General features: G+C 60.0%; 12 protein-coding genes and 1 riboswitch. Of the genes, 2 read left to right on the top strand and 10 right to left on the bottom strand.

Going from position 1 to position 19,515, the window contains the following annotated elements; all coding sequences use genetic code 11:
• Positions 1-67: 67 nt before the first annotated feature.
• The 3 genes from NK667_RS02935 to ltaE all read right to left on the bottom strand — a co-directional run bounded on the left by NK667_RS02935 (position 68) and on the right by ltaE (position 5,169).
• Positions 68-1,309 (bottom strand): aspartate kinase, encoded by a 1,242-nt coding sequence (locus NK667_RS02935; RefSeq protein ID WP_054044740.1) that lies wholly within the window; start codon positions 1,307-1,309, stop codon positions 68-70.
• A gap of 90 nt (positions 1,310-1,399) precedes the next feature.
• Positions 1,400-4,018, bottom strand: a complete 2,619-nt coding sequence (gene alaS / locus NK667_RS02930; protein WP_054044742.1) for an alanine--tRNA ligase — start codon at positions 4,016-4,018, stop codon at positions 1,400-1,402.
• A gap of 146 nt (positions 4,019-4,164) precedes the next feature.
• Positions 4,165-5,169: a low-specificity L-threonine aldolase gene (gene ltaE / locus NK667_RS02925; protein WP_054044744.1), complete on the bottom strand. Its 1,005-nt coding sequence runs from the start codon at positions 5,167-5,169 to the stop codon at positions 4,165-4,167.
• A gap of 197 nt (positions 5,170-5,366) precedes the next feature.
• Positions 5,367-5,537: riboswitch (FMN riboswitch) on the top strand.
• A 102-nt stretch (positions 5,538-5,639) separates the two neighbouring features.
• Between ltaE and NK667_RS02920 the strand changes: the two genes are divergently transcribed.
• Positions 5,640-6,149 (top strand): 6,7-dimethyl-8-ribityllumazine synthase, encoded by a 510-nt coding sequence (locus NK667_RS02920; protein WP_054044746.1) that lies wholly within the window; start codon positions 5,640-5,642, stop codon positions 6,147-6,149.
• Between the two features lie 157 nt (positions 6,150-6,306).
• On the opposite strand, the gene astE is transcribed toward NK667_RS02920, so the two are convergent.
• The 7 genes from astE to NK667_RS02885 all read right to left on the bottom strand — a co-directional run bounded on the left by astE (position 6,307) and on the right by NK667_RS02885 (position 14,146).
• On the bottom strand, positions 6,307-7,317 hold the full coding sequence (gene astE, locus NK667_RS02915) for a succinylglutamate desuccinylase (protein ID WP_054613807.1): 1,011 nt from the start codon (positions 7,315-7,317) through the stop codon (positions 6,307-6,309).
• A gap of 12 nt (positions 7,318-7,329) precedes the next feature.
• Positions 7,330-7,617 carry a hypothetical protein gene (locus NK667_RS02910; protein ID WP_010457234.1) on the bottom strand — a complete coding sequence of 96 codons (288 nt, stop codon included), beginning with the start codon at positions 7,615-7,617 and terminating at the stop codon, positions 7,330-7,332.
• Positions 7,618-7,668: 51 nt separating this feature from the next.
• Positions 7,669-9,015: an N-succinylarginine dihydrolase gene (gene astB / locus NK667_RS02905; RefSeq protein ID WP_054613806.1), complete on the bottom strand. Its 1,347-nt coding sequence runs from the start codon at positions 9,013-9,015 to the stop codon at positions 7,669-7,671.
• 139 nt (positions 9,016-9,154) lie between these two features.
• Positions 9,155-10,624, bottom strand: coding sequence for a succinylglutamate-semialdehyde dehydrogenase (gene astD / locus NK667_RS02900; protein ID WP_177331418.1), 1,470 nt, complete (start codon positions 10,622-10,624; stop codon positions 9,155-9,157).
• Positions 10,621-11,646, bottom strand: coding sequence for an arginine N-succinyltransferase (gene astA, locus NK667_RS02895; RefSeq protein ID WP_054044755.1), 1,026 nt, complete (start codon positions 11,644-11,646; stop codon positions 10,621-10,623). Before astA ends, astD begins: the two co-directional genes overlap by 4 nt.
• 53 nt (positions 11,647-11,699) lie before the next feature.
• A complete protein-coding gene (aruF, locus tag NK667_RS02890; RefSeq protein WP_054044757.1) occupies positions 11,700-12,719 on the bottom strand; it encodes an arginine/ornithine succinyltransferase subunit alpha in 1,020 nt (339 codons plus the stop codon).
• Between the two features lie 206 nt (positions 12,720-12,925).
• On the bottom strand, positions 12,926-14,146 hold the full coding sequence (locus tag NK667_RS02885) for an aspartate aminotransferase family protein (protein ID WP_054044759.1): 1,221 nt from the start codon (positions 14,144-14,146) through the stop codon (positions 12,926-12,928).
• A gap of 307 nt (positions 14,147-14,453) precedes the next feature.
• On the opposite strand from NK667_RS02885, the gene NK667_RS02880 reads away from it, so the two are divergent.
• Positions 14,454-19,487, top strand: coding sequence for a dermonecrotic toxin domain-containing protein (locus tag NK667_RS02880; RefSeq protein WP_054613804.1), 5,034 nt, complete (start codon positions 14,454-14,456; stop codon positions 19,485-19,487).
• Positions 19,488-19,515: the final 28 nt, after the last annotated feature.

Genomic DNA, 19,515 nt, shown 5'->3' with positions numbered 1-19,515 from the left:
ACAGTTCCTGGGTCGCGCTATTCAAAAAAGACGAAGGGCGCGGTCAGACCGCGCCCTTCGGTAAACGTCACTCGCCCTGGCGGGCGGGCGCGTCCAGTTCGAAAGCCGTGTGCAGAGCGCGCACAGCCAGTTCCAGATACTTCTCTTCGATCACGACGGAGACTTTGATTTCCGAGGTCGAGATCATCTGGATGTTGATGCTTTCCTTGGCCAGGGATTCGAACATACGGCTGGCCACACCGGCGTGAGAACGCATGCCGACGCCGACGATCGAGACCTTGGCGATCTTGATGTCACCCACGACTTCACGGGCACCGATCTCGCGAGCGGTGTTTTCCAGCACGGTTTGTGCGGCCTGGAAGTCATTGCGGTGTACGGTGAAGGTGAAGTCGGTGGTGTTATCGTGCGCAACGTTCTGCACGATCATGTCGACTTCAATGTTCGCGCCACTGATCGGCCCAAGAATCTTGAACGCAACACCCGGGGTGTCTGGCACGCCACGGATGGTCAGCTTGGCTTCATCGCGGTTGAAAGCGATGCCGGAAATGATCGGCTGTTCCATGGTTTCCTCTTCATCAATAGTAATGAGGGTGCCCGGACCCTCCTTGAAGCTGTGCAGTACGCGCAGCGGAACGTTGTACTTGCCGGCGAATTCCACCGCACGGATCTGCAACACCTTGGAACCGAGGCTGGCCATTTCCAGCATCTCTTCAAAGGTAATCTTGTCCAGGCGCTGGGCCACGGACACCACGCGTGGGTCGGTGGTGTAGACGCCATCCACATCGGTGTAGATCTGGCATTCATCAGCCTTCAAGGCTGCTGCCAGCGCCACGCCGGTGGTGTCGGAACCGCCACGACCGAGGGTGGTGATATTGCCGTGCTCGTCGACGCCCTGGAAACCGGCGACAACTACCACGCGACCTGCCTTCAGATCGCCACGAATCTTCTGATCGTCAATCTGCAAGATACGCGCTTTATTGTGCGCGCTGTCCGTCAGAATCCGCACCTGGTTACCGGTGTAGGACACCGCTGGCACGCCGCGCTTGATCAGCGCCATGGCCAACAGGGCAATCGTCACCTGCTCACCGGTGGAAACAATCACGTCCAGCTCACGCGGAACCGGTTGACCGTCGCCACTGATTTGCTTGGCCAGATCGATCAGACGGTTGGTCTCACCGCTCATTGCAGACAGCACAACCACCAGGTCATCGCCGGCATCGCGGAATTTCTTAACCTTGTCGGCGACCTGCTCGATTCTCTCGACAGTGCCGACCGAGGTGCCTCCAAATTTCTGTACGATCAAAGCCATTTCAAAGCCGCCTCTGCCCATGAAGGGCGCCCAATAATCACTCAAACAGTTGCCGAACCCGTCACTAGACCACGGGTTCGGCAAACCGCCTTATAAACCCTGCTCTACAAATGGAACGGTCAGGGCCAATGCCGCGTCCAGCGCGCCGGCGTCTACACCACCGCCCTGCGCCATGTCCGGACGACCACCGCCCTTCCCGCCCACTGCCGCAGCGGCTTGCTTCATCAAATCACCGGCTTTGAGTTGGCCAGTCAGGTCCTTGGTTACGCCTGCAACCAGAACGACCTTTTCCTCATGGACACTGCCGAGCAGGATCACTGCGCGGCCGAGTTTGTTCTTCAATTGATCGACCAGCGCCAGCAGCGCCTTGCCGTCCTGACCGTCCAGACGCACGGCCAGCACTTTCACGCCTTTGACGTCCAGAGCAGAGGCCGACAGATCGTCGCCCGCCGCGCTGGCTGCCTTGGCCTGCAACTGCTCGAGTTGCTTCTCCAGCAGACGGTTGCGCTCCAGCACAGCCGACAGCTTGTCGATCAGGTTGTCGCGGCTGCCCTTGACCAGGTTAGCCGCTTCCTTGAGTTGTTCTTCCGCAGCGTTCAAGTATGCCAGCGCCGCGGCGCCGGTGACCGCTTCGATACGACGCACGCCGGAAGCCACACCGCCTTCGCTGATGATTTTCAGCAGGCCGATGTCGCCGGTACGGTTGGCGTGGATGCCACCGCACAGCTCGACGGAGAAATCGCCGCCCATGCTCAGCACGCGTACGTTGTCACCGTACTTCTCGCCAAACAGCGCCATGGCGCCTTTTTGCTTGGCGGTTTCGATGTCGGTTTCTTCGGTTTCAACCGCGGAGTTCTTGCGGATCTCAGCGTTGACGATGTCTTCCAGGGCCTTCAACTGCTCAGGCTTGATCGCTTCGAAGTGGCTGAAGTCAAAGCGCAGACGCTGACTGTCGACCAACGAACCTTTCTGCTGAACGTGTTCGCCCAGCACCTGACGCAATGCTGCGTGCAGCAAGTGCGTTGCCGAGTGGTTCAGCGAAGTGGCGTGACGGACCTCGGCATCAACGTGGGTCTCTACCGGCGCGCCGATAGTCAGGCTGCCCAACACCGCCACACCGTGGTGCAGGAAAGCACCGCCAGTCTTGGTGGTATCACGCACGTCGAAACGGCTGCTGCCGAGTTGCAGATAACCGCAATCGCCGATCTGGCCGCCGGACTCAGCGTAAAAAGGCGTCTGATTGAGGACGATCACGCCCTCTTCGCCTTCACTTAATACGTCGACCGACTGGCCATCTTTATAGATAGCCACAATCTTCGCCGAACCGCTGGTGGCTTTATAACCGGTGAACTCAGTCGCCACGTCAACTTTGACCAACGTGTTGTAGTCCAGGCCGAACGAGCTGGCCGAACGTGCACGTACGCGCTGGGCTTCCATCTCACGCTCGAAGCCGACTTCGTCGACCGTCAGGTTGCGTTCGCGGGCGATGTCGGCAGTCAGGTCCATCGGGAAACCGTAGGTGTCATACAGCTTGAACACCACGTCGCCCGGCACCACGGTGCCTTTGAGCTCCAGCAGATCCTGCTCGAGAATCTTCAGGCCGTGCTCCAGGGTCTTGGAGAACTGCTCTTCTTCAGCCTTGAGAACGCGCTCGATGTTGGCTTGTTGCTGCTTGAGTTCCGGGAAGGCTTCGCCCATCTCGGCAACCAGCGCGGCAACGATCTTGTAGAAGAAGCTGCCAGTGGCGCCGAGCTTGTTGCCGTGACGGCACGCGCGACGAATGATCCGGCGCAGTACATAGCCGCGACCTTCGTTGGACGGCAGCACGCCGTCGGCGATCAGGAAACCGCACGAACGGATGTGGTCGGAAACCACCTTGAGCGAAGACTGGTCGTCATTGCTGCAACCAATCGCCTGGGCCGAAGCGCTCAGCAGGTTCTTGAACAGGTCGATTTCATAGTTGGAATGAACGTGCTGCATCACCGCACTGATCCGCTCCAGGCCCATGCCGGTGTCTACCGATGGCGCTGGCAGCGGATGCAACACGCCGTCGGCGGTGCGGTTGAACTGCATGAACACGTTGTTCCAGATCTCGATGTAACGGTCGCCGTCCTCTTCCGGCGAACCCGGTGGGCCACCCCAGATGTGCTCGCCGTGATCGTAGAAAATCTCGGTGCAAGGACCGCACGGGCCGGTATCGCCCATGGTCCAGAAGTTGTCGGATGCGTACGGCGCGCCCTTGTTGTCGCCGATACGAATCATGCGCTCGGCCGGTACACCGATCTGCTGGGTCCAGATGTCATAAGCCTCGTCGTCCGTGGCATAGACAGTTACCCAGAGTTTTTCCTTGGGCAGTTTCAGAACACCGGTCAGGAAGGTCCAGGCGTAGGTGATCGCGTCGTGCTTGAAATAATCACCGAAGCTGAAGTTACCCAGCATTTCAAAAAACGTGTGGTGACGAGCGGTATAACCGACGTTTTCCAGGTCACTGTTCTTGCCACCGGCGCGCACGCATTTCTGGCTGCTGGTCGCACGGGTGTACGCACGTTTTTCCTGGCCCAGGAAGCAGTCCTTGAACTGGTTCATCCCCGCGTTAGTGAACAGCAGGGTTGGGTCGTTGCCCGGAATCAAAGAGCTGGAGGCTACACGGGTGTGGCCTTGCTCTTCGAAGAAGCGAAGGAAGGCTTCACGGATTTCTGCGCTTTTCATTAGGTTCTTCCACGGAGGCTGCGGCCAAAGGCCTGTGCGAAACGTCAACAGACGAAGCGACGGCAAAGGGCCGCATTATATCGGCCCTGCGCGCGGGGTACAGCGTGTTTATACGATAGAAACGGTCAATTGGACGGCTAACGCTGTCAGTTGCGCGAAAACTCGACGAATGTCGCGATGACCTGCTCGATTTGTGCACGGCTGACGTCCATGTGCGTGACCATCCGCAGACGGCCGGCGGCGCTCAGCTTGATGCCGCGCTCGCCCGCGAATGCCTTGATCGCCTCGGCGCGGTCGCCCATTTGCACGTAAACCATGTTGGTCTGCACCGGTTCGACGTCGTAACCGGCCTGACGCAAGCCTTCGGCCAAAAATTGTGCATTGGCGTGGTCGTCGGCCAGGCGCTGAACGTTGTTGTCCAGAGCATACAACCCTGCCGCCGCCAGAATCCCGGCCTGACGCATGCCGCCGCCGACCATTTTACGCAGGCGACGCGCCTTGGCGATCAACTCGGTCGTGCCGCAGAGCACCGAACCAATCGGCGCACCCAGGCCTTTGGACAGGCAAACCGAAACAGAATCAAAGTACTGAGTGATTTCCCGGGCATCGACACCCAGTTTGACCGCGGCGTTGTAGAGACGCGCGCCATCCAGGTGCAGGGCCAAGCCATGTTCGCGGGTGAAACTGCGCGCCTTGGCCAGGTACTCCAATGGCAGGACCTTGCCCTGCATGGTGTTTTCCAGCGCAAGCAAGCGAGTGCGTGCGAAATGGAAGTCGTCGGGCTTGATCGCGGCGGCCACGTGAGCCAGGTCCAGCGAGCCATCGGCCTGTACTTCCAGCGGCTGCGGCTGGATCGAGCCGAGTACGGCCGCACCGCCACCTTCGTACTTATAGGTGTGAGCCTGCTGACCGACGATGTATTCGTCACCACGCTCGCAATGCGCCATCAAACCCAACAGGTTGCTCATGGTGCCCGTTGGCACGAACAGCGCGGCGGCAAAACCCAGTCGTTTTGCCAGTTCAGCTTCCAGACGATTGACCGTCGGATCTTCACCGTAAACGTCGTCACCCGTGGCCGCGTTGGCCATTGCGTCGAGCATCCCTGCGGTCGGTTGGGTGACGGTGTCGCTGCGAAGATCGATAACGCTCATAAATCTGGCCTCGGTAATCAGGGGGAAATCATTTTCCAAGTGGAATTACTGCGGGCATGCCGGCGAATAATCAACCCTTGGGCGAGGAAAAGGCGCATTGCGGCTTCGAAAAACCCGATATCAATCATCAGAAAGCAGCAATGCGCAGGCGAGAAATATGTGGTAAAAACGCTTCGCCGCCAAACAATCTGGCGGCAAAACGTTCTCAGGGCGGGGTGCAACTCCCCACCGGCGGTAATTGCGCGCAATGCGCATAGCCCGCGAGCGCTTGGTGACAGCACGGCTTCGGCGGTGACTGGCGGCAAGGTCAGCAGACCCGGTGTGATCCCGGGGCCGACGGTCATAGTCCGGATGAAGAGAGAACGGGATTGGCGCCAAAGGGCCGTTTGCACGCATTTTTGCGAGCGCGCGCACCCTTAAATCCCATTCGATTCATAAGCCCTGTTTTTCACACAAACAGGAACCAGAACATGCAACCCACCGCAATCGACAGCAAAAGCAAAAACCATCAGGGCGAGCGCGTCGCGTTCATCCAGGCCTGCTGGCACAAGGAAATCGTCGACCAGAGCCGTAAAGGCTTCCTCGCCGAAATGATTGCCCAGGGCTATCAGGAATCGGATATCGATTTCTTCGAAGTCGGCGGCGCCTTTGAAATCCCGTTGCACGCCAAGCTGCTGGCCAAGTCCGGTCGTTACGCCGGCATCGTTGCCGCAGGTCTGGTGGTGGACGGCGGGATCTACCGTCACGAATTCGTCGCCCAATCGGTGATCAGCGGCCTGATGCAGGTTCAGCTGGAAACCGAAGTGCCGGTGTTCTCTGTGGTCCTCACCCCGCACCACTTCCATGCCGGCGAAGAACATCAGAAGTTCTTCTTCGAGCATTTCGTGCACAAGGGCCAGGAAGCGGCGAAGACCTGCGCGGATACGCTGCACAAGACGCGAGCACTGCGTCGCAATGAGCCACGCGCGGTAGCGGTCTAAAACGAAAATCCTGTGGTTTGGGTGGGATCTTTGAATTCCCCCAAATCAAATGTGGGAGCGGGCTTGCTCGCGAAAGCGGTATGTCAGTCAACATTATTGCTGAATGACACCCCGCTTTCGCGAGCAAGCCCGCTCCCACATTGGTTTTGCGTTGTGCTCAGGCGAGGTTTTCGTCGGTGGTCGGCACGATCAGGATGCCGGCGCGCAGGCCGTTCTTCACCTTGGGGTTCGGGAAGATGATCCGGGCGCCCTTCTCTTCGATGATCCAGCGGGTCTGGGCGATGTCTTCGGCCAGTACGTAACCCACTTCCAATTCCGAAAAATTCTCGATGTCCGCTGGCAGGTTCAAGCGGAAGCTGTCGCTGTGCTTGATGATTTCTCGTGCCACGCTGAACAGCTGCAAACCGTCCAGCGACGCTTCGGCCAACGGCGGCTCGTTGCCTTCGATGATCTGTTTGAGACGGGTTTCCAGCAGATTGACGTTGACCCCGGAGTTCTGTCCGAATGGCCGGGCCTTGCCCAGTTCCAGGGTGAAGGACTCGGCACCGAGCTTGTCGTAGGTGTAGGAGCTGAACACGATGGACGGCTTGTTTTGCAACAGCACCGCTTCCATGCCGGCGGCGCGCAGGCGAGCCAGTTCCCGGCGTGAATGCTGACGGTCTTCTTTCCACGGGTACAGCGCGAACTGCTCGATTTTCGAGCCACGAATCGCGGTATGCAGGTCGTAGTGCAAGCGGTCGCGATCCGGCAGGCTGAAGAAACTCGCCGCCAGTCGTTCCAGTTCACAGGCACGCAGGGCTTCGGAACCACTGCTTTGCTCGTGACGGCCGTTGAACAGCCGATTGACGTCCTGCTCGATGAAACGCTCGCCGCGACGGATCGCCTCGGGGTTACCGAACAGGAACAGAATACGTGCGCGCGGCTTGAGGTCGCCGCGAGCGATGTCATGCAACAGGCGATCAAGCAACTCGATCGGCGCTGTTTCGTTGCCATGGATACCCGCTGACAGCAGCAAGTCCAGGCCATTGTCGCGAGCTTCAGGTGGCCGGACTTCCAGCGCACCTTCGCTCAACCAGCGCATCCGCACGCCTTCGACAGTCAGTTGAGTCTTCTCCGCCGGTTCGCGGCCGGCGAGGGTCAGTTCAAGCAGTTTGCCGAGGGCGAGCATAGAGCGGTTTCCTTAGTGGTCGTGTGCGCAATCCGGGCCGTGCACGTGGTCTTCGTCACCGACTTCGGCCGGTTCCATTTCCAGTTGCAGACTTACCAGATTAGTCGCCAATGGGCGCAGCAGCAGGTTTGCGTATTCAGCATCGCCTTCTTCGACGTCCACGCCGATCAGCAATTGCCCACGGCCGTCTTGCTGGATCCACAGCTCTTTGCCTTGCCACAGGACCGCGACGCGGGTGCAGGAGGTTTCCAGTTGCGTGCCGTCGGTGTCTTCAAGGATCAGCTGCAGGGTATCGCTCATGTCTATTACGCTCTCGTTTGGAGATAAAAGCGGCGCTCGAAGCACCAGCCTTTAATTGATCTGGAATGGATAAACCGCGCCCAGTTTAAGGATTTGCGTCAGTTCATCCAGTGCCGTCCGGCATTCAAGCAGCAATTGCGGGTCCGCGAGATCGTTTTCGGTCATGCGGTCGCGGTAGTGCTTGTCGACCCATTCGGTCAGCGTGCCGTACAACGGTGCCGTCATGATAACCCCTGGATTGACCGCCGCCAGTTCGGTTTCGTTGAGCGCCACGCGAAGTCTCAGGCAAGCCGGGCCACCGCCGTTCTGCATGCTCTGCTTCAGATCGAAGACTTTCACTTCGCGGATCAGCCCGCCAGAGCTGGTCAACCCTTGCAGGTATTGCCAGACACGTTCGTTGCCACGGCATTCTTCCGGCACGATCAACAGCATGGCGCCGTCAGGACGCGACAGCAGTTGGCTATTGAACAGGTAGGAACGAACCGCGTCCTCTACGCTGACCGCCGAACGTGGTACACAGACAGACTGAAATTTCCCACCGACTTTGGCGAGTTTTCCGGACAGTTCGGCCAGCATCTGTTCGGTGTCGAGGAACGCATCCTCGTGATAGAACAAAACTTCGCCGTTGCCCACAGCGATCACGTCGTTGTGGAACACGCCCTGATCGATCACCGAAGGGTTCTGCTGGGCATAAACCACGCCGTCGTCGCTCAAGCCGTGCAAACGCGCAACAGCCTGGGAGGCTTCGAGGGTCTGGCGTGCCGGGTATTTCTGCGGTGCGGGGTAGCGGTTATCGAACGCGCTGCGACCGAACACGAAAAACTCGACACCGGCCTCGCCATATTCACGGCAGAAACGGGTGTGGTTGGCCGCGCCTTCGTCACCGAACTGCGCCACGGCCGGCAATGCGGCGTGGTGCGCGAAGTGCTTCTGGTCCGCGAACATGGCGCCGAGCACGCGGCTGGTGGTCGGATGCTCGATGCTGCGGTGATATTTGCAGTTCAGGTTGGCGGCGGTGAAATGCACGCGGCCATCGGCGGTGTCGGCGCTCGGGCTGACAGTGGCGGCGTTGGCCACCCACATGCTCGATGCCGAGCAACTGGCGACCAGCAGCGGCATCGCATCTTTAGCCGCCTGCTCGATGACCTGTGCGTCGGTGCCGCTGAAACCCAAACGGCGCAATGCGGCGACATCCGGGCGTTCTTGCGGCGCGAGCACGCCTTGTTGAAAGCCCATTTCCATCAGGGCCTTCATTTTTGCCAGGCCCTGCAACGCCGCTTCCTTCGGGTTCGAAGACTGCTGGCTGTTGCTCTGGGACGCGACGTTGCCGTAGGACAGGCCGCCGTAGTTATGGGTCGGCCCCACTAGACCGTCAAAATTGACTTCATAGGATTTCATCAGCGAGGCTCCACGAGAATCTGTTGTTATAGGCATCAGGTAACAATTCAATATGACCGAGGCGCGGCTTTCGCGGGCAAGCCTCGCTCCTACAGGATTTGCGCAACCCTGTGGGAGCGAGCCTGCTCGCGAATGGCCGTTACGCCATCCGTACGCCAGGCGTCAGGGTCGCAGGCAACACCAGGCTCGGGGTTTCCAGCGAAGCCACCGGGTACGCGCAGTAATCTGCGGCGTAGTAGGCGCTGGCGCGGTGGTTGCCCGAGGCGCCGACGCCGCCGAATGGTGCGCTGCTCGCAGCACCTGTCAGCTGTTTGTTCCAGTTGACGATACCGGCGCGGCTTTCCAGCCAGAACTGCTGGTAACGCGCTTCGGAATCCGAGAGCAAACCGGCCGCCAAGCCGTAATCGGTGTCGTTGGCCTCAGCAATCGCCGCTTCAAAATCAGCGTAGCGGATCACCTGCAGCAACGGGCCGAACAGCTCTTCGTCAGGACGCTCGGCAACGGCGGTAACGTCCAGAATGCCTGGGGTCAGCAACGCGGCCTGAGCCTGAGGCTGAGTCATTTCCAGCAGCGCTACTGCGCCAGTGGCCAACAGATGTTCCTGGGCATCCATCAACGCTTTCGCAGCGCCGAGGGAAATCACCGAGCCCATGAACGGTGCCGGCGTCTGGTCGAACGCACCGACGTCAATTGTCGAGCTGACCGCCACCAGACGCTCCAGCAACGTGTCGCCCCAAGCGCCTTGCGGCACCAGCAAGCGGCGGGCACAGGTGCAACGCTGACCGGCGGAAATGAATGCCGACTGAATGATGGTGTAAACCGCGGCATCCAGATCGGCGACTTCGTCGACCACCAATGGGTTGTTACCGCCCATTTCCAGCGCGAGGATTTTGTCCGGACGCCCGGCAAATTGTTGATGCAGGTGATTGCCGGTGCGGCTCGAACCGGTGAAGAACAAACCGTCGATCCCTGGGTTCGCCGCCAGGGCGATACCGGTTTCGCGAGCGCCTTGCAGCAGGTTCAACACACCCGCTGGCAGCCCGGCTTCGATCCAGCACTTGACCGTCAGCTCGGCGACTTTCGGCGTCAGTTCGCTTGGCTTGAACAGCACACTGTTACCGGCCAGCAGCGCCGGCACAATGTGGCCATTAGGCAAGTGACCCGGGAAGTTGTAAGGACCGAACACCGCGACCACGCCGTGTGGTTTGTGGCGCAGCACGGCGGTGGCGTCGCCCAGCGGTCCGCTCTTCTCGCCGGTACGTTCGCGGTAGCTCTGCACCGAGATCGCGATCTTGTTGATCATGCTGGTGACTTCAGTTGCCGATTCCCACAGGGGTTTACCGGTTTCTTCACCGATGCAGCGAGCCAGTTCGTCAGCGTGGTTTTTCAGGGCGCCAGCAAAGGCTTCCAATACGCTGATGCGCTCGTCCAGGGTGCGGCGGGCCCAGCCCGGGAACGCCTGACGCGCAGCTTGCACGGCGGATTCAACCTGAGCGGTGGTGGCGCCTTCGCCGGTCCACAGCACTTGTTGGGTCACCGGGTTCAGCGATTGAAAGGCTTCACCCTGGCCGGCCAGCCATTCACCTGCGATGTATAGCGAATTCATTATTTCGACTCCCGAGCAGCGGACAACGGAACGGCGCGCACTTGATCGCCGGCGTTGAGATGAAGGCGTTTGGCGGTCAACTGATCAACCACCAACGTGCCGGCGGCGAAGCGAGCTGGCGCGGCAGTGACCCGGCAGTCTTCGCGCTTGCGGTTGTGAATCAGGAAAGGCGTGGCGTCATCCCCCGGCGTGCCGATGGCCAGCACCAGCGCCTGGCTGTCGCGTACCGCGCGGATCTTGCCGGTTTCACATTCCACCGACGGGCCGGCGTCGAAGATGTCGACGTAGCCCTGATAGCTGAAACCTTCGCTCTTGAGCATCGACAGGGCCGGCTCGGTGTCCGGGTGAACCTGGCCGATGACGTTGCGCGCGTCTGGCGACAGGAAGCAGGTGTACAGCGGAAATTTCGGCATCAGTTCGGCGATAAACGCCTTGTTGCCGACGCCGGTCAGGTAATCCGCCTGGCTGAATTCCATCTTGAAGAAGTGCCGGCCCAGGCTTTCCCAAAACGGCGAACGCCCGGCGTCGTCGGACACACCGCGCATCTCGGCGATGATCTTGTTGCCGAACAGCTCCGGGAATTCGGCGATGAACAACATCCGCGCCTTGGCCAGCAGCCGGCCATTGAGGCCATTGCGGAAATCGGCGTGAAGGAACAGCGAGCACAGCTCGGAGTTGCCGGTCAGGTCGTTGGCCAGGAACAGCGTCGGAATTTCGCGATAGATGTTCAGCTCTTGCGAGGCGCTGACCGTCAGGCCGACCCGGAAGTTGTACCAAGGCTCACGCAGGCCGACCGCGCCAGCGATGGCGGAAATCCCCACCACCCGGCCGTTGTCGTCTTCGAGCACGAACAGGTAGTCCGCATCGCCCCGCCCGGCTTCGCCGCGAAAGGTTTTCTCGGCCCAGCCGACCCGATGGGCCAGACGTTCTTCGTTGGCCGGCAAGGTAGTCAGGCCGGTGCCGGTGCTGCGGGCCAGGTCGATCAGAGCGGGTAAATCGCTGCTGCGTACGGGACGAACGATCATGCTATCTCCTCAAACGGGCCGCTTGCGCCACCCGCGAAACACTCTGAAAGGCTTTAAACCGCGACCAGGCGCACGCTGGCACCTTCACCGACGCCCAAGGCTTCGGCCGCTTCTAGATCCAGGGTCACGGGTTTGCCCGGCGCGTAATCGAGCTCAAGCAATACCGCGCGGTAATCCTGCAACTGGGCGTTGGCCACCAAGTACTGACGACCGGCGCCTTTGACCGGCTCACCGATTTTCACCGGGACCACACGGCTCTGGGCGATCGAACGGATCCCCGAGACACGGGCGTGCAAGGTCGGACCGCCGTCGAAAATGTCGATGTAGTGATCGGTCTCGAAGCCTTCGCGCATCAGGATGTCGAAGGTGATCTGCGCCCGTGGGTGCACCTGGCCCATCGCTTCTTGAGCGGTGTCCGGCAGCAACGGCACGTAGATCGGGTAATGCGGCATCAGTTCGGCGAGGAACGTCCGGCTCTTCAGGCCGCACAGACGCTCGGCAGCGGCGTAGTTGAGGTCGAAGAAGTTGCGACCGATCGCATCCCAGAACGGCGAGTCGCCATTTTCATCGCTGTAGCCGACGATCTCGGTCACCACGGAATCGGCAAAGCGCTCCGGGTGGCTGGCCACAAACAACAGGCGGCCACGGGAATTGAGCTCCGCCCACGGCGAACCGACCAACTCCGGCTTCACGTAGAAACTGGTCAGCAAGCTGTTGCCGGTCAGGTCGTGGCACTGGGAGAGCACGTGGATCTTGTTATGAATCTTCAGCTCGCGGGAGGCGTGCACGAAGGTTTCATTACGGAAACTGTAGAACGGCTCGGAATAACCGGCCGACGCGACGATCGCCGAGCAGCCCACCAGTTTGCCGGTGGCACTGTCTTCGAGGACGAAGAAATAGCTCTCTTCACCGTTGAAGCTGACTTCAGCGGAAAACGAGGCTTCGCTCGCGGCGATCTTGTCGCTCAGGCGTTCAACGTCATCCGGCAAGGAAGTGACACCAATCGGGCTGTCCGCAGCCAGACGCTGTACCTCGCCCAGATCAGCCATTTGCGCGGGGCGCATCACCAGCATGGTGTCACTCCTTTCTCGTAAAACTCTTATAGGAAAAATACGCCCCGGACTAATGTGGGAGCGGGCTTGCTCGCGAAAGCGGTGTATCAGTCGACATTGCTGGTGTCTGACCCACCGCTTTCGCGAGCAAGCCCGCTCCCACATTTGATCCGGTCCGGCATAAAAATTTGGATCGACGCCTGAAATGTCAGGCGTCGATGGGTCTATCAGGCTTGAGCCAGTTTCGCCGCAGCGCGTTCGAAACGGTCCAGGCCGGCATCGATGTCAGCGTCTTCAACCACCAGGCTCGGGGCGAAACGAATCACGTCCGGGCCGGCTTGCAGGATCATCAGGCCTTCGCGCTCGGCGGCGTTGAAGATGTCCTTGGCCTTGCCTTTCCAGGCATCGTTCAGCACGCAACCGATCAACAGGCCCAGGCCACGAACCTGAGTGAACAGGCCGTACTTCTCGCCGATCTGCTCCAGGCGCGCCTTGAACTTGTCGTGCTTGGCGTTGACGCCGTTCAGCACTTCCGGGGTGTTGATCACGTCGATGACCGCTTCCGCCACAGCGCACGCCAGCGGGTTACCGCCGTAGGTAGTGCCGTGGGTGCCGACGACCAAGTGTTTGGCCAGGTCTTCAGTGGTCAGCATTGCCGCGATCGGGAAACCGCCGCCCAGGCTCTTGGCGCTGGTCAGGATGTCCGGGGTCACGCCGTAATGCTGGTAGGCGAACAGCTTGCCGCTGCGGCCCATGCCGGTTTGCACTTCGTCGAACACCAGCAGCGCGTTGTGCTCGGTGCACAGTTCGCGGGCGCCTTGCAGGTAAGCCAGTTCGGCCGGCATTACGCCGCCCTCGCCCTGGATCGGTTCCAGCACCACGGCGCAGGTCTTGTCGGAAATGGCCGCTTTCAGCGCCGCCAGATCGTTGTAAGGCACGTGGGTGATGCCGGTGATTTTAGGACCGAAGCCGTCGGAGTACTTCGACTGGCCACCGACGTTCACGGTGAACAGGGTGCGGCCGTGGAAGCTGTTCAGCGCGGCGATGATTTCGTACTTCTCGGTACCGAAACGATCGAAGGCGACGCGACGGGCCAGCTTGAAAGCGGCCTCGTTGGCTTCGGCGCCGGAGTTGCAGAAGAACACGCGCTCGGCAAACGTGGCGTCGATCAGCTTATGTGCCAGGCGCAGGGCCGGCTCATTGGTGAACACGTTGGACACGTGCCACAGCTTGTTCGCCTGCTCGGTCAAGGCACCGACCAGCGCCGGGTGCGCGTGGCCCAATACGTTAACGGCAATCCCGCCGGCGAAGTCGATCAGCTCGCGGCCAGACTGGTCCCAAACGCGGGAACCGGCACCACGCACAGGGATGAAAGCGGCAGGCGCGTAGTTGGGAACCATTACCTGGTCGAAATCGGCGCGTTCTACCGCAGCGTGCTCAACGGACATCGGAGTCTCCTGAAGAGGAACACTCGCCTGAAACTGGCGAGCGATGAGGGGATTGTAAGGACAGTTTTCAGCCCGGCCTTGCCGCCAAGCGACAACTTCTTATAGCGCAAACCCCGGTTTCAGCCGGGTTTACGGCAATGCGACATATACCGTCGCAAAGGCGCAGTTTAAACCGATGCACGGGATTAGCGGCAGCGCGGGCGACATTAGATTTCAAGCCGTTGGCGAATGTGCGGTAACTATGTACCGCACATGCGTTTGGCAAAACGGGTTTCCTTGAGCGCCGACCCACTCAAGGACGAAACCCGTGGAGCTTTCCAACCCGTCGCCGACACCGGCATGGCTAAACCACCCGGACAGTCATTTCGATCATTTGGCCGATAATCTGCCGCAGTGGCTGCTCAAGGCCTCTGCCAAACGGCGGACCGCGCTGGGCAAAACGCCGTCGCGCCTGCGAGAGGAATTTCGCAACGCCTCCGCCGGCCAACACCTCGTGCTGAAACGCCTCAACGCCGCCTATTGGACTGCCCAGAACAGCGTGGACGAGCGTCTCGAACACCTGCAAGACGCCCGCGCCTTTGGCGAGCCCTTGCTGCGCGCCGCCCTCCAACAACGCTTCGGCCTGGACCTGGACGTGAACGCCACGTTTTTGCGCCTCTATATTCCAGACTCGATTCCCTGGTTCCCGATCAAGTCGGGTGCCGCCCGGATCTGGACCGTGTCACTGCTCGATGCCGCCCTGCACAACTTCGAAGTGTCGGAAACCAGCGCCGGCGCCTACGAATCCGATTCAACCTTCATCACTCAGCCGTCAGCCTCCGGCCAGTTCGAGCCCCTGAATCACATCAAGGACACTCTGACGATTGCCGCTTTCGCCACGCTGTGTCGCGAACTGGATATAGGCGGTAACTATCAGGCCTGGCTCGAAGACAACCTCGGCGTGAGCAACCCGGTGGCCGCCGCCGTTTTACGACCGCCGATCCTGGAAAGCCAGAAAGCTGCAATACGAATGGCCCTGGAACTCGCGCTGTTGCACAAAGACACGCTCAAGGAAGACGCCTATCGCGCCATGCTCGGGATAGTGAGCGGTGTGCAAGGCATGATGCTCAATGGCAAAACCCTGCTTTGCCACGACCTGACGATGATGTCTGCGCGCCTGACTGGCATCGTCCTGTTCGCCCCGGACCTGGAGCAATACCGAGGCACCGAGAGGGTCATCGCCTACATCCCCGACGACCCGCAACACCCGATCAAGGAATACCCGTCCAGCGGCCACTTCATGGCCGAGCTCAGTGAGAAATTGCGCTCGCATGATTACCAGCAGTTCTTCAGCCGCTTCATCGATCATGCTGATCGCGGCTACTTCTTCGCCAACCTGAACAGCCGCCTGACGCAAATCACCTGGCATCCGCGCGCGTCCGGCGATCCACTGCCCTCTTGGCGTGAATCACCGACCAAACATGCAAACCTGCAATTTTCTGCCACTCCAATCTCCGGCGATCTGTGGCAACACCTTTATCAGCGCAAGCTCGACAAGATTCTGAATGATGCGCGCACGCTGGCCGTGTCCACCGCCAACGCCGACCGCAAGGCTCGATGGGAGCTGTGGGAATCCTTCACCCGCATCGCGTCGACCCTGCTGCAAGTTGCCGCCTTCGTGGTCCTGCCATTTGTGCCGGTCCTCGGGGAAATGATGATGGCTTATATGGTGTATCAACTGCTGGACGAGGCTTTCGAGTCGATCGTCGAATGGTCGCAAGACCTGACCCAACAAGCCCTCGAGCACACCCTGGCGTTCATTGAATCCATCGTTCAACTGGGCGCCTTCGCGGCCGGCGGCAGCATTGTGGCGGGGGAATTTCGCAACGTCATGCCCAAGGAGTGCGTGGACTTCATTGACCGCCTCCTCCCCGTGAAGTCAGTCGCCGGTAAAACCCGCTACTGGAAAGGCGACCTCAAACCTTATGAACAGAGCATCACTTTGCCGGCCAGCAGCATCCCCGATGCGCTCGGTCTTCATACCCATGCCGGAAAGAAAATCCTGCCGCTGGACAACACGCACTATGAGGTCACGCAGGGTTCAACGCCGGGCCAGTTCCGCATCGAACATCCGACCCGAGGTGATGCCTACAAACCGTTACTGGAGCACAACCACAACGGTGCCTGGCACACCGAACTCGAACAGCCGCTGAAGTGGGACCGCAGCAAACTCCTTCAGCGCCTGGGTCATGCCGCCGACTCGCTGTCCGAGGCCGAGCGCGAGCACGTGCTCAGGATCAGTGGCCATCACGAAAACAGCGTACGGCGGATGCATGTCGATCATGAAACCTTGCCGCCGCTGCTGGCTGACACTCTCACGCGCTACAGGATCGACAAGGACATACGGACCTTTATCGAGCGGATCGGCAGCGATCAGCCCAAGACTTATACGACTGCCGACGCAAAGACCCAGTTGCAGCTGCTGACTGAAAACTTCCCATGGCCGGAAAACAAAGGCCTTAGATTGGTTGACGACAAAGGTAAGGTGTTGTGGCAAACCGCTGGAGGCCGTCAACGCAGGTATGACATTCAAGCCAGTAGCGAAGATGTACTGAAAGCCGCGTTGAAATGCCTTACGGAAGACGAAATCAAAGCGTTGTTCGAAGAGACCTTCGGTGCACCGGCACTGGCGATTGAGGCGCGCGCCAAAAGCCTGAGGTCCAGGCTCGCCCAAATCGCCAAGTCGCAACGCGAGGCGCTGCTCGAAGCCCGTTACCGCGCCGAGGCCCCCGAAGCGGACCCGTTGGCCCAGCGCCTGAAGGATGCGGTTCCGGGCCTGCCCGGCCCTGTCGCCGAGGAACTGCTGAACTCGGCGAGCGGCGTCGAATGGCAACAACTGGAGGAAGGCACGCTCGCCCCTCGGCTCAAGGAGTTGGCACGCTGGGCGCAACAACAGGTCCGTGCGGTACGCGCCCGTGAAAGCCTGGAACTGGGTACCCGGAACAACCCGGATGCCGATCGGCTGGCGCTGCACTCCATGCCCCGACTGCCGGGCTGGTCGGGGGAAGTGCGAATCGAGGTCAACCGCTATTCGTTCGGCGGCGAAAACATCGACAGCATCGGTCAGCCCGACGCGCCCCAACGCAAGGTGCTGGTGCAACTTGAAGACGGCGACTATCAAGCGTTTGACGAGATTGGCCAGCAACTGTCTGGCGCCGAGGATTTCTACAATGGCGTGCTGCGGGCCCTGCCCGATAGCGAGCGCAAGGGGTTGAACCTGCAAATCGGACAAGGCCCGCGACTCCAGCAGCTCATCACCGAGCACGCCTTGAGCCACGCTGAACTGCAAGAAGTTCTGTCACAGCAGCCCCTGCGCAAACCCCACTACGATCCAAATGTCATGCGCCTGCCCGGTGGCACCGATGACTATCGGCACGCTCATCCCGGCGCACCGGCATTGCAAGAGTATGTCCAAGCACTTTATCCATCCTTCGACGAGGTCGAGATTCAGAACTTTATTCTTGAACTGCAGCGTCACCCCTCGGGCGCGCGGATCGAACTCTCGCGCCTGCGCGACGAATATGACCGAATGACCGCAGCCCTGCGCAATTGGCTCGAAGCGACACCGCAGCATCACCCAGTCACCGGGGCATTGCTCAGGACCCGCCAGCTGGAAGCCGTCCGACGCAACCGCTTATTGCTCGCGAACCAACTGCAACGCTGCTGGCGCCGTCAGACCGCGCTCAACAACGGTGACGCGGATGCCGGCGATCGCGGCTACATGTTCCGGTTCACGCGGCCCATCATGGGCGAGCTTCCGACGCTCGAAGCGGACTTCGGCCACATTGCCTACCTGACCCTGGAAGGCGACGAAACGACTCTCGGCGCCCATGCATTCCTTCGTAGGTTCACCGGCCTGCGTCGCCTGGAAGTGCGCAACATTCCATTGGCGACCCTGCCCGATACCGTGCCCTCACTGCCCAATCTCAATCAATTGATTCTCAGCAATTGCGGGATCACGCTGAGCATCGAGGCCCAGGCTGTGCTGGCATCCTTGAGCCAGATGCGTACGCTGGAACTGTACAAAAACCCCTTGGGGTTAGTGTTCAGTGTCGAGGCCATGACCGAACTGGATTACATCGACCTGGGTGACACCGGCATTTCCAGCCTTCCCCCCGGCCTGCTCGATCTTCCGCACCTGGACACCGCGATCTTCTCCGAGAACCAATTCACCCGGCTGCCTGAGCAACTGTTTGAAATGCCTGCGAGCAAGGTCGAAAGTTTCGACTTCGGGGATAACCCGCTGTCCGTCGCCACCCGAAACCGCATGAAAGTCTACTTTCAGCAGACTCGTGAGGATTTAGGTGTGCAGGCCGACCAGGCCGATATCGACCGGACAATCGCGCTTTACCCATTGATGGAACGCAAACAGGCGAGCGATTTTGTGCTCAGCCTGCCCGGCACACTCGAGGCCGGACGCAGCGCACTCTCGCGCCTGGAAACCGAGTACGCCACCTTGTGCGACACCTTGGCGGCGTGGAGCGGCAACCTTCCTGCCGTGCACCCGAACAGCGGAGAACCCTTCACCCCACGGCAACTGCTGGTGGAGCACTACGCCCGGGATGAGTTCAAGAATGTCGTTGAACAAGCCTGGCGCAGGGAAACCGCGCAGGATGACTTCAACCCCGGGCCTGAGCCCTCCCATGAACTCAATCTGTCGCTGGTGATTACTGGTGAATTGCCCACACTGAGCGCTGATTTCAGTCACGTATCTCACCTGTACCTGCACAGCTACGCCGGGCAAACGTCAGTCACCGATGGCTTCCTGAGGTGTTTCCCCCAGCTCAAGGGGCTGACCATTCGTGACTATCGCCTGGGAAACATCCCGCAATCGGTGTTCAACATGGGGGATCTGACGGCGTTGGTGCTCCCCGGCTGTCGCATCAGCCTGACAGCCGAAACGGTGGCGGGGCTGGCCGGCATGGAGCACTTGGACTTCCTCGACCTGAGCACTAACCCACTGATGCTGACACCCGATGTCAGACAGATGCCCAACCTGTCCACGCTGATCCTCAACGAAACGCACATTACCGACCTGCCACCGGGGTTGTTGAAGTTGAAAACGCTGGATACCGCCAACTTGAGCAATAACGCGATTCGAGAACTGCCCAGCGACCTCCTCGAACTGCCCATGGAAACCGGCGAAAGCATCAACCTGCGCGGCAATCCGTTTTCCGAGCAAAGCCTGCAATTGCTGCATGCCTACTTCAGGAAGAACGGCACCGATTTTGGTGTTGAGGAAATCATTGAAACCGCCGAGATGGAGGTTTCGAATTCGGATGATTCAGAGGCTGAGCAATGAGGCGCCGAACGTCCGCAGATGGGACGTC

This window comes from Pseudomonas nunensis (genome assembly GCF_024296925.1).
GTDB classification, from domain to species: domain Bacteria; phylum Pseudomonadota; class Gammaproteobacteria; order Pseudomonadales; family Pseudomonadaceae; genus Aquipseudomonas; species Aquipseudomonas nunensis.
Note: the sequence above shows the minus strand (reverse complement) of the source record. Positions and strands in the feature narration are given on the sequence as shown.

Coding starts and splice junctions, on each gene's coding strand:
- NK667_RS02910 (WP_010457234.1), bottom strand. CDS start 7,617: ATGAGCGATACCCTGCAGCTGATCCTTGAAGACACCGACGGCACGCAA.
- astB (WP_054613806.1), bottom strand. CDS start 9,015: ATGAAATCCTATGAAGTCAATTTTGACGGTCTAGTGGGGCCGACCCAT.
- NK667_RS02920 (WP_054044746.1), top strand. CDS start 5,640: ATGCAACCCACCGCAATCGACAGCAAAAGCAAAAACCATCAGGGCGAG.
- astE (WP_054613807.1), bottom strand. CDS start 7,317: ATGCTCGCCCTCGGCAAACTGCTTGAACTGACCCTCGCCGGCCGCGAA.
- alaS (WP_054044742.1), bottom strand. CDS start 4,018: ATGAAAAGCGCAGAAATCCGTGAAGCCTTCCTTCGCTTCTTCGAAGAG.
- ltaE (WP_054044744.1), bottom strand. CDS start 5,169: ATGAGCGTTATCGATCTTCGCAGCGACACCGTCACCCAACCGACCGCA.
- astA (WP_054044755.1), bottom strand. CDS start 11,646: ATGATCGTTCGTCCCGTACGCAGCAGCGATTTACCCGCTCTGATCGAC.
- NK667_RS02935 (WP_054044740.1), bottom strand. CDS start 1,309: ATGGCTTTGATCGTACAGAAATTTGGAGGCACCTCGGTCGGCACTGTC.
- aruF (WP_054044757.1), bottom strand. CDS start 12,719: ATGCTGGTGATGCGCCCCGCGCAAATGGCTGATCTGGGCGAGGTACAG.
- NK667_RS02885 (WP_054044759.1), bottom strand. CDS start 14,146: ATGTCCGTTGAGCACGCTGCGGTAGAACGCGCCGATTTCGACCAGGTA.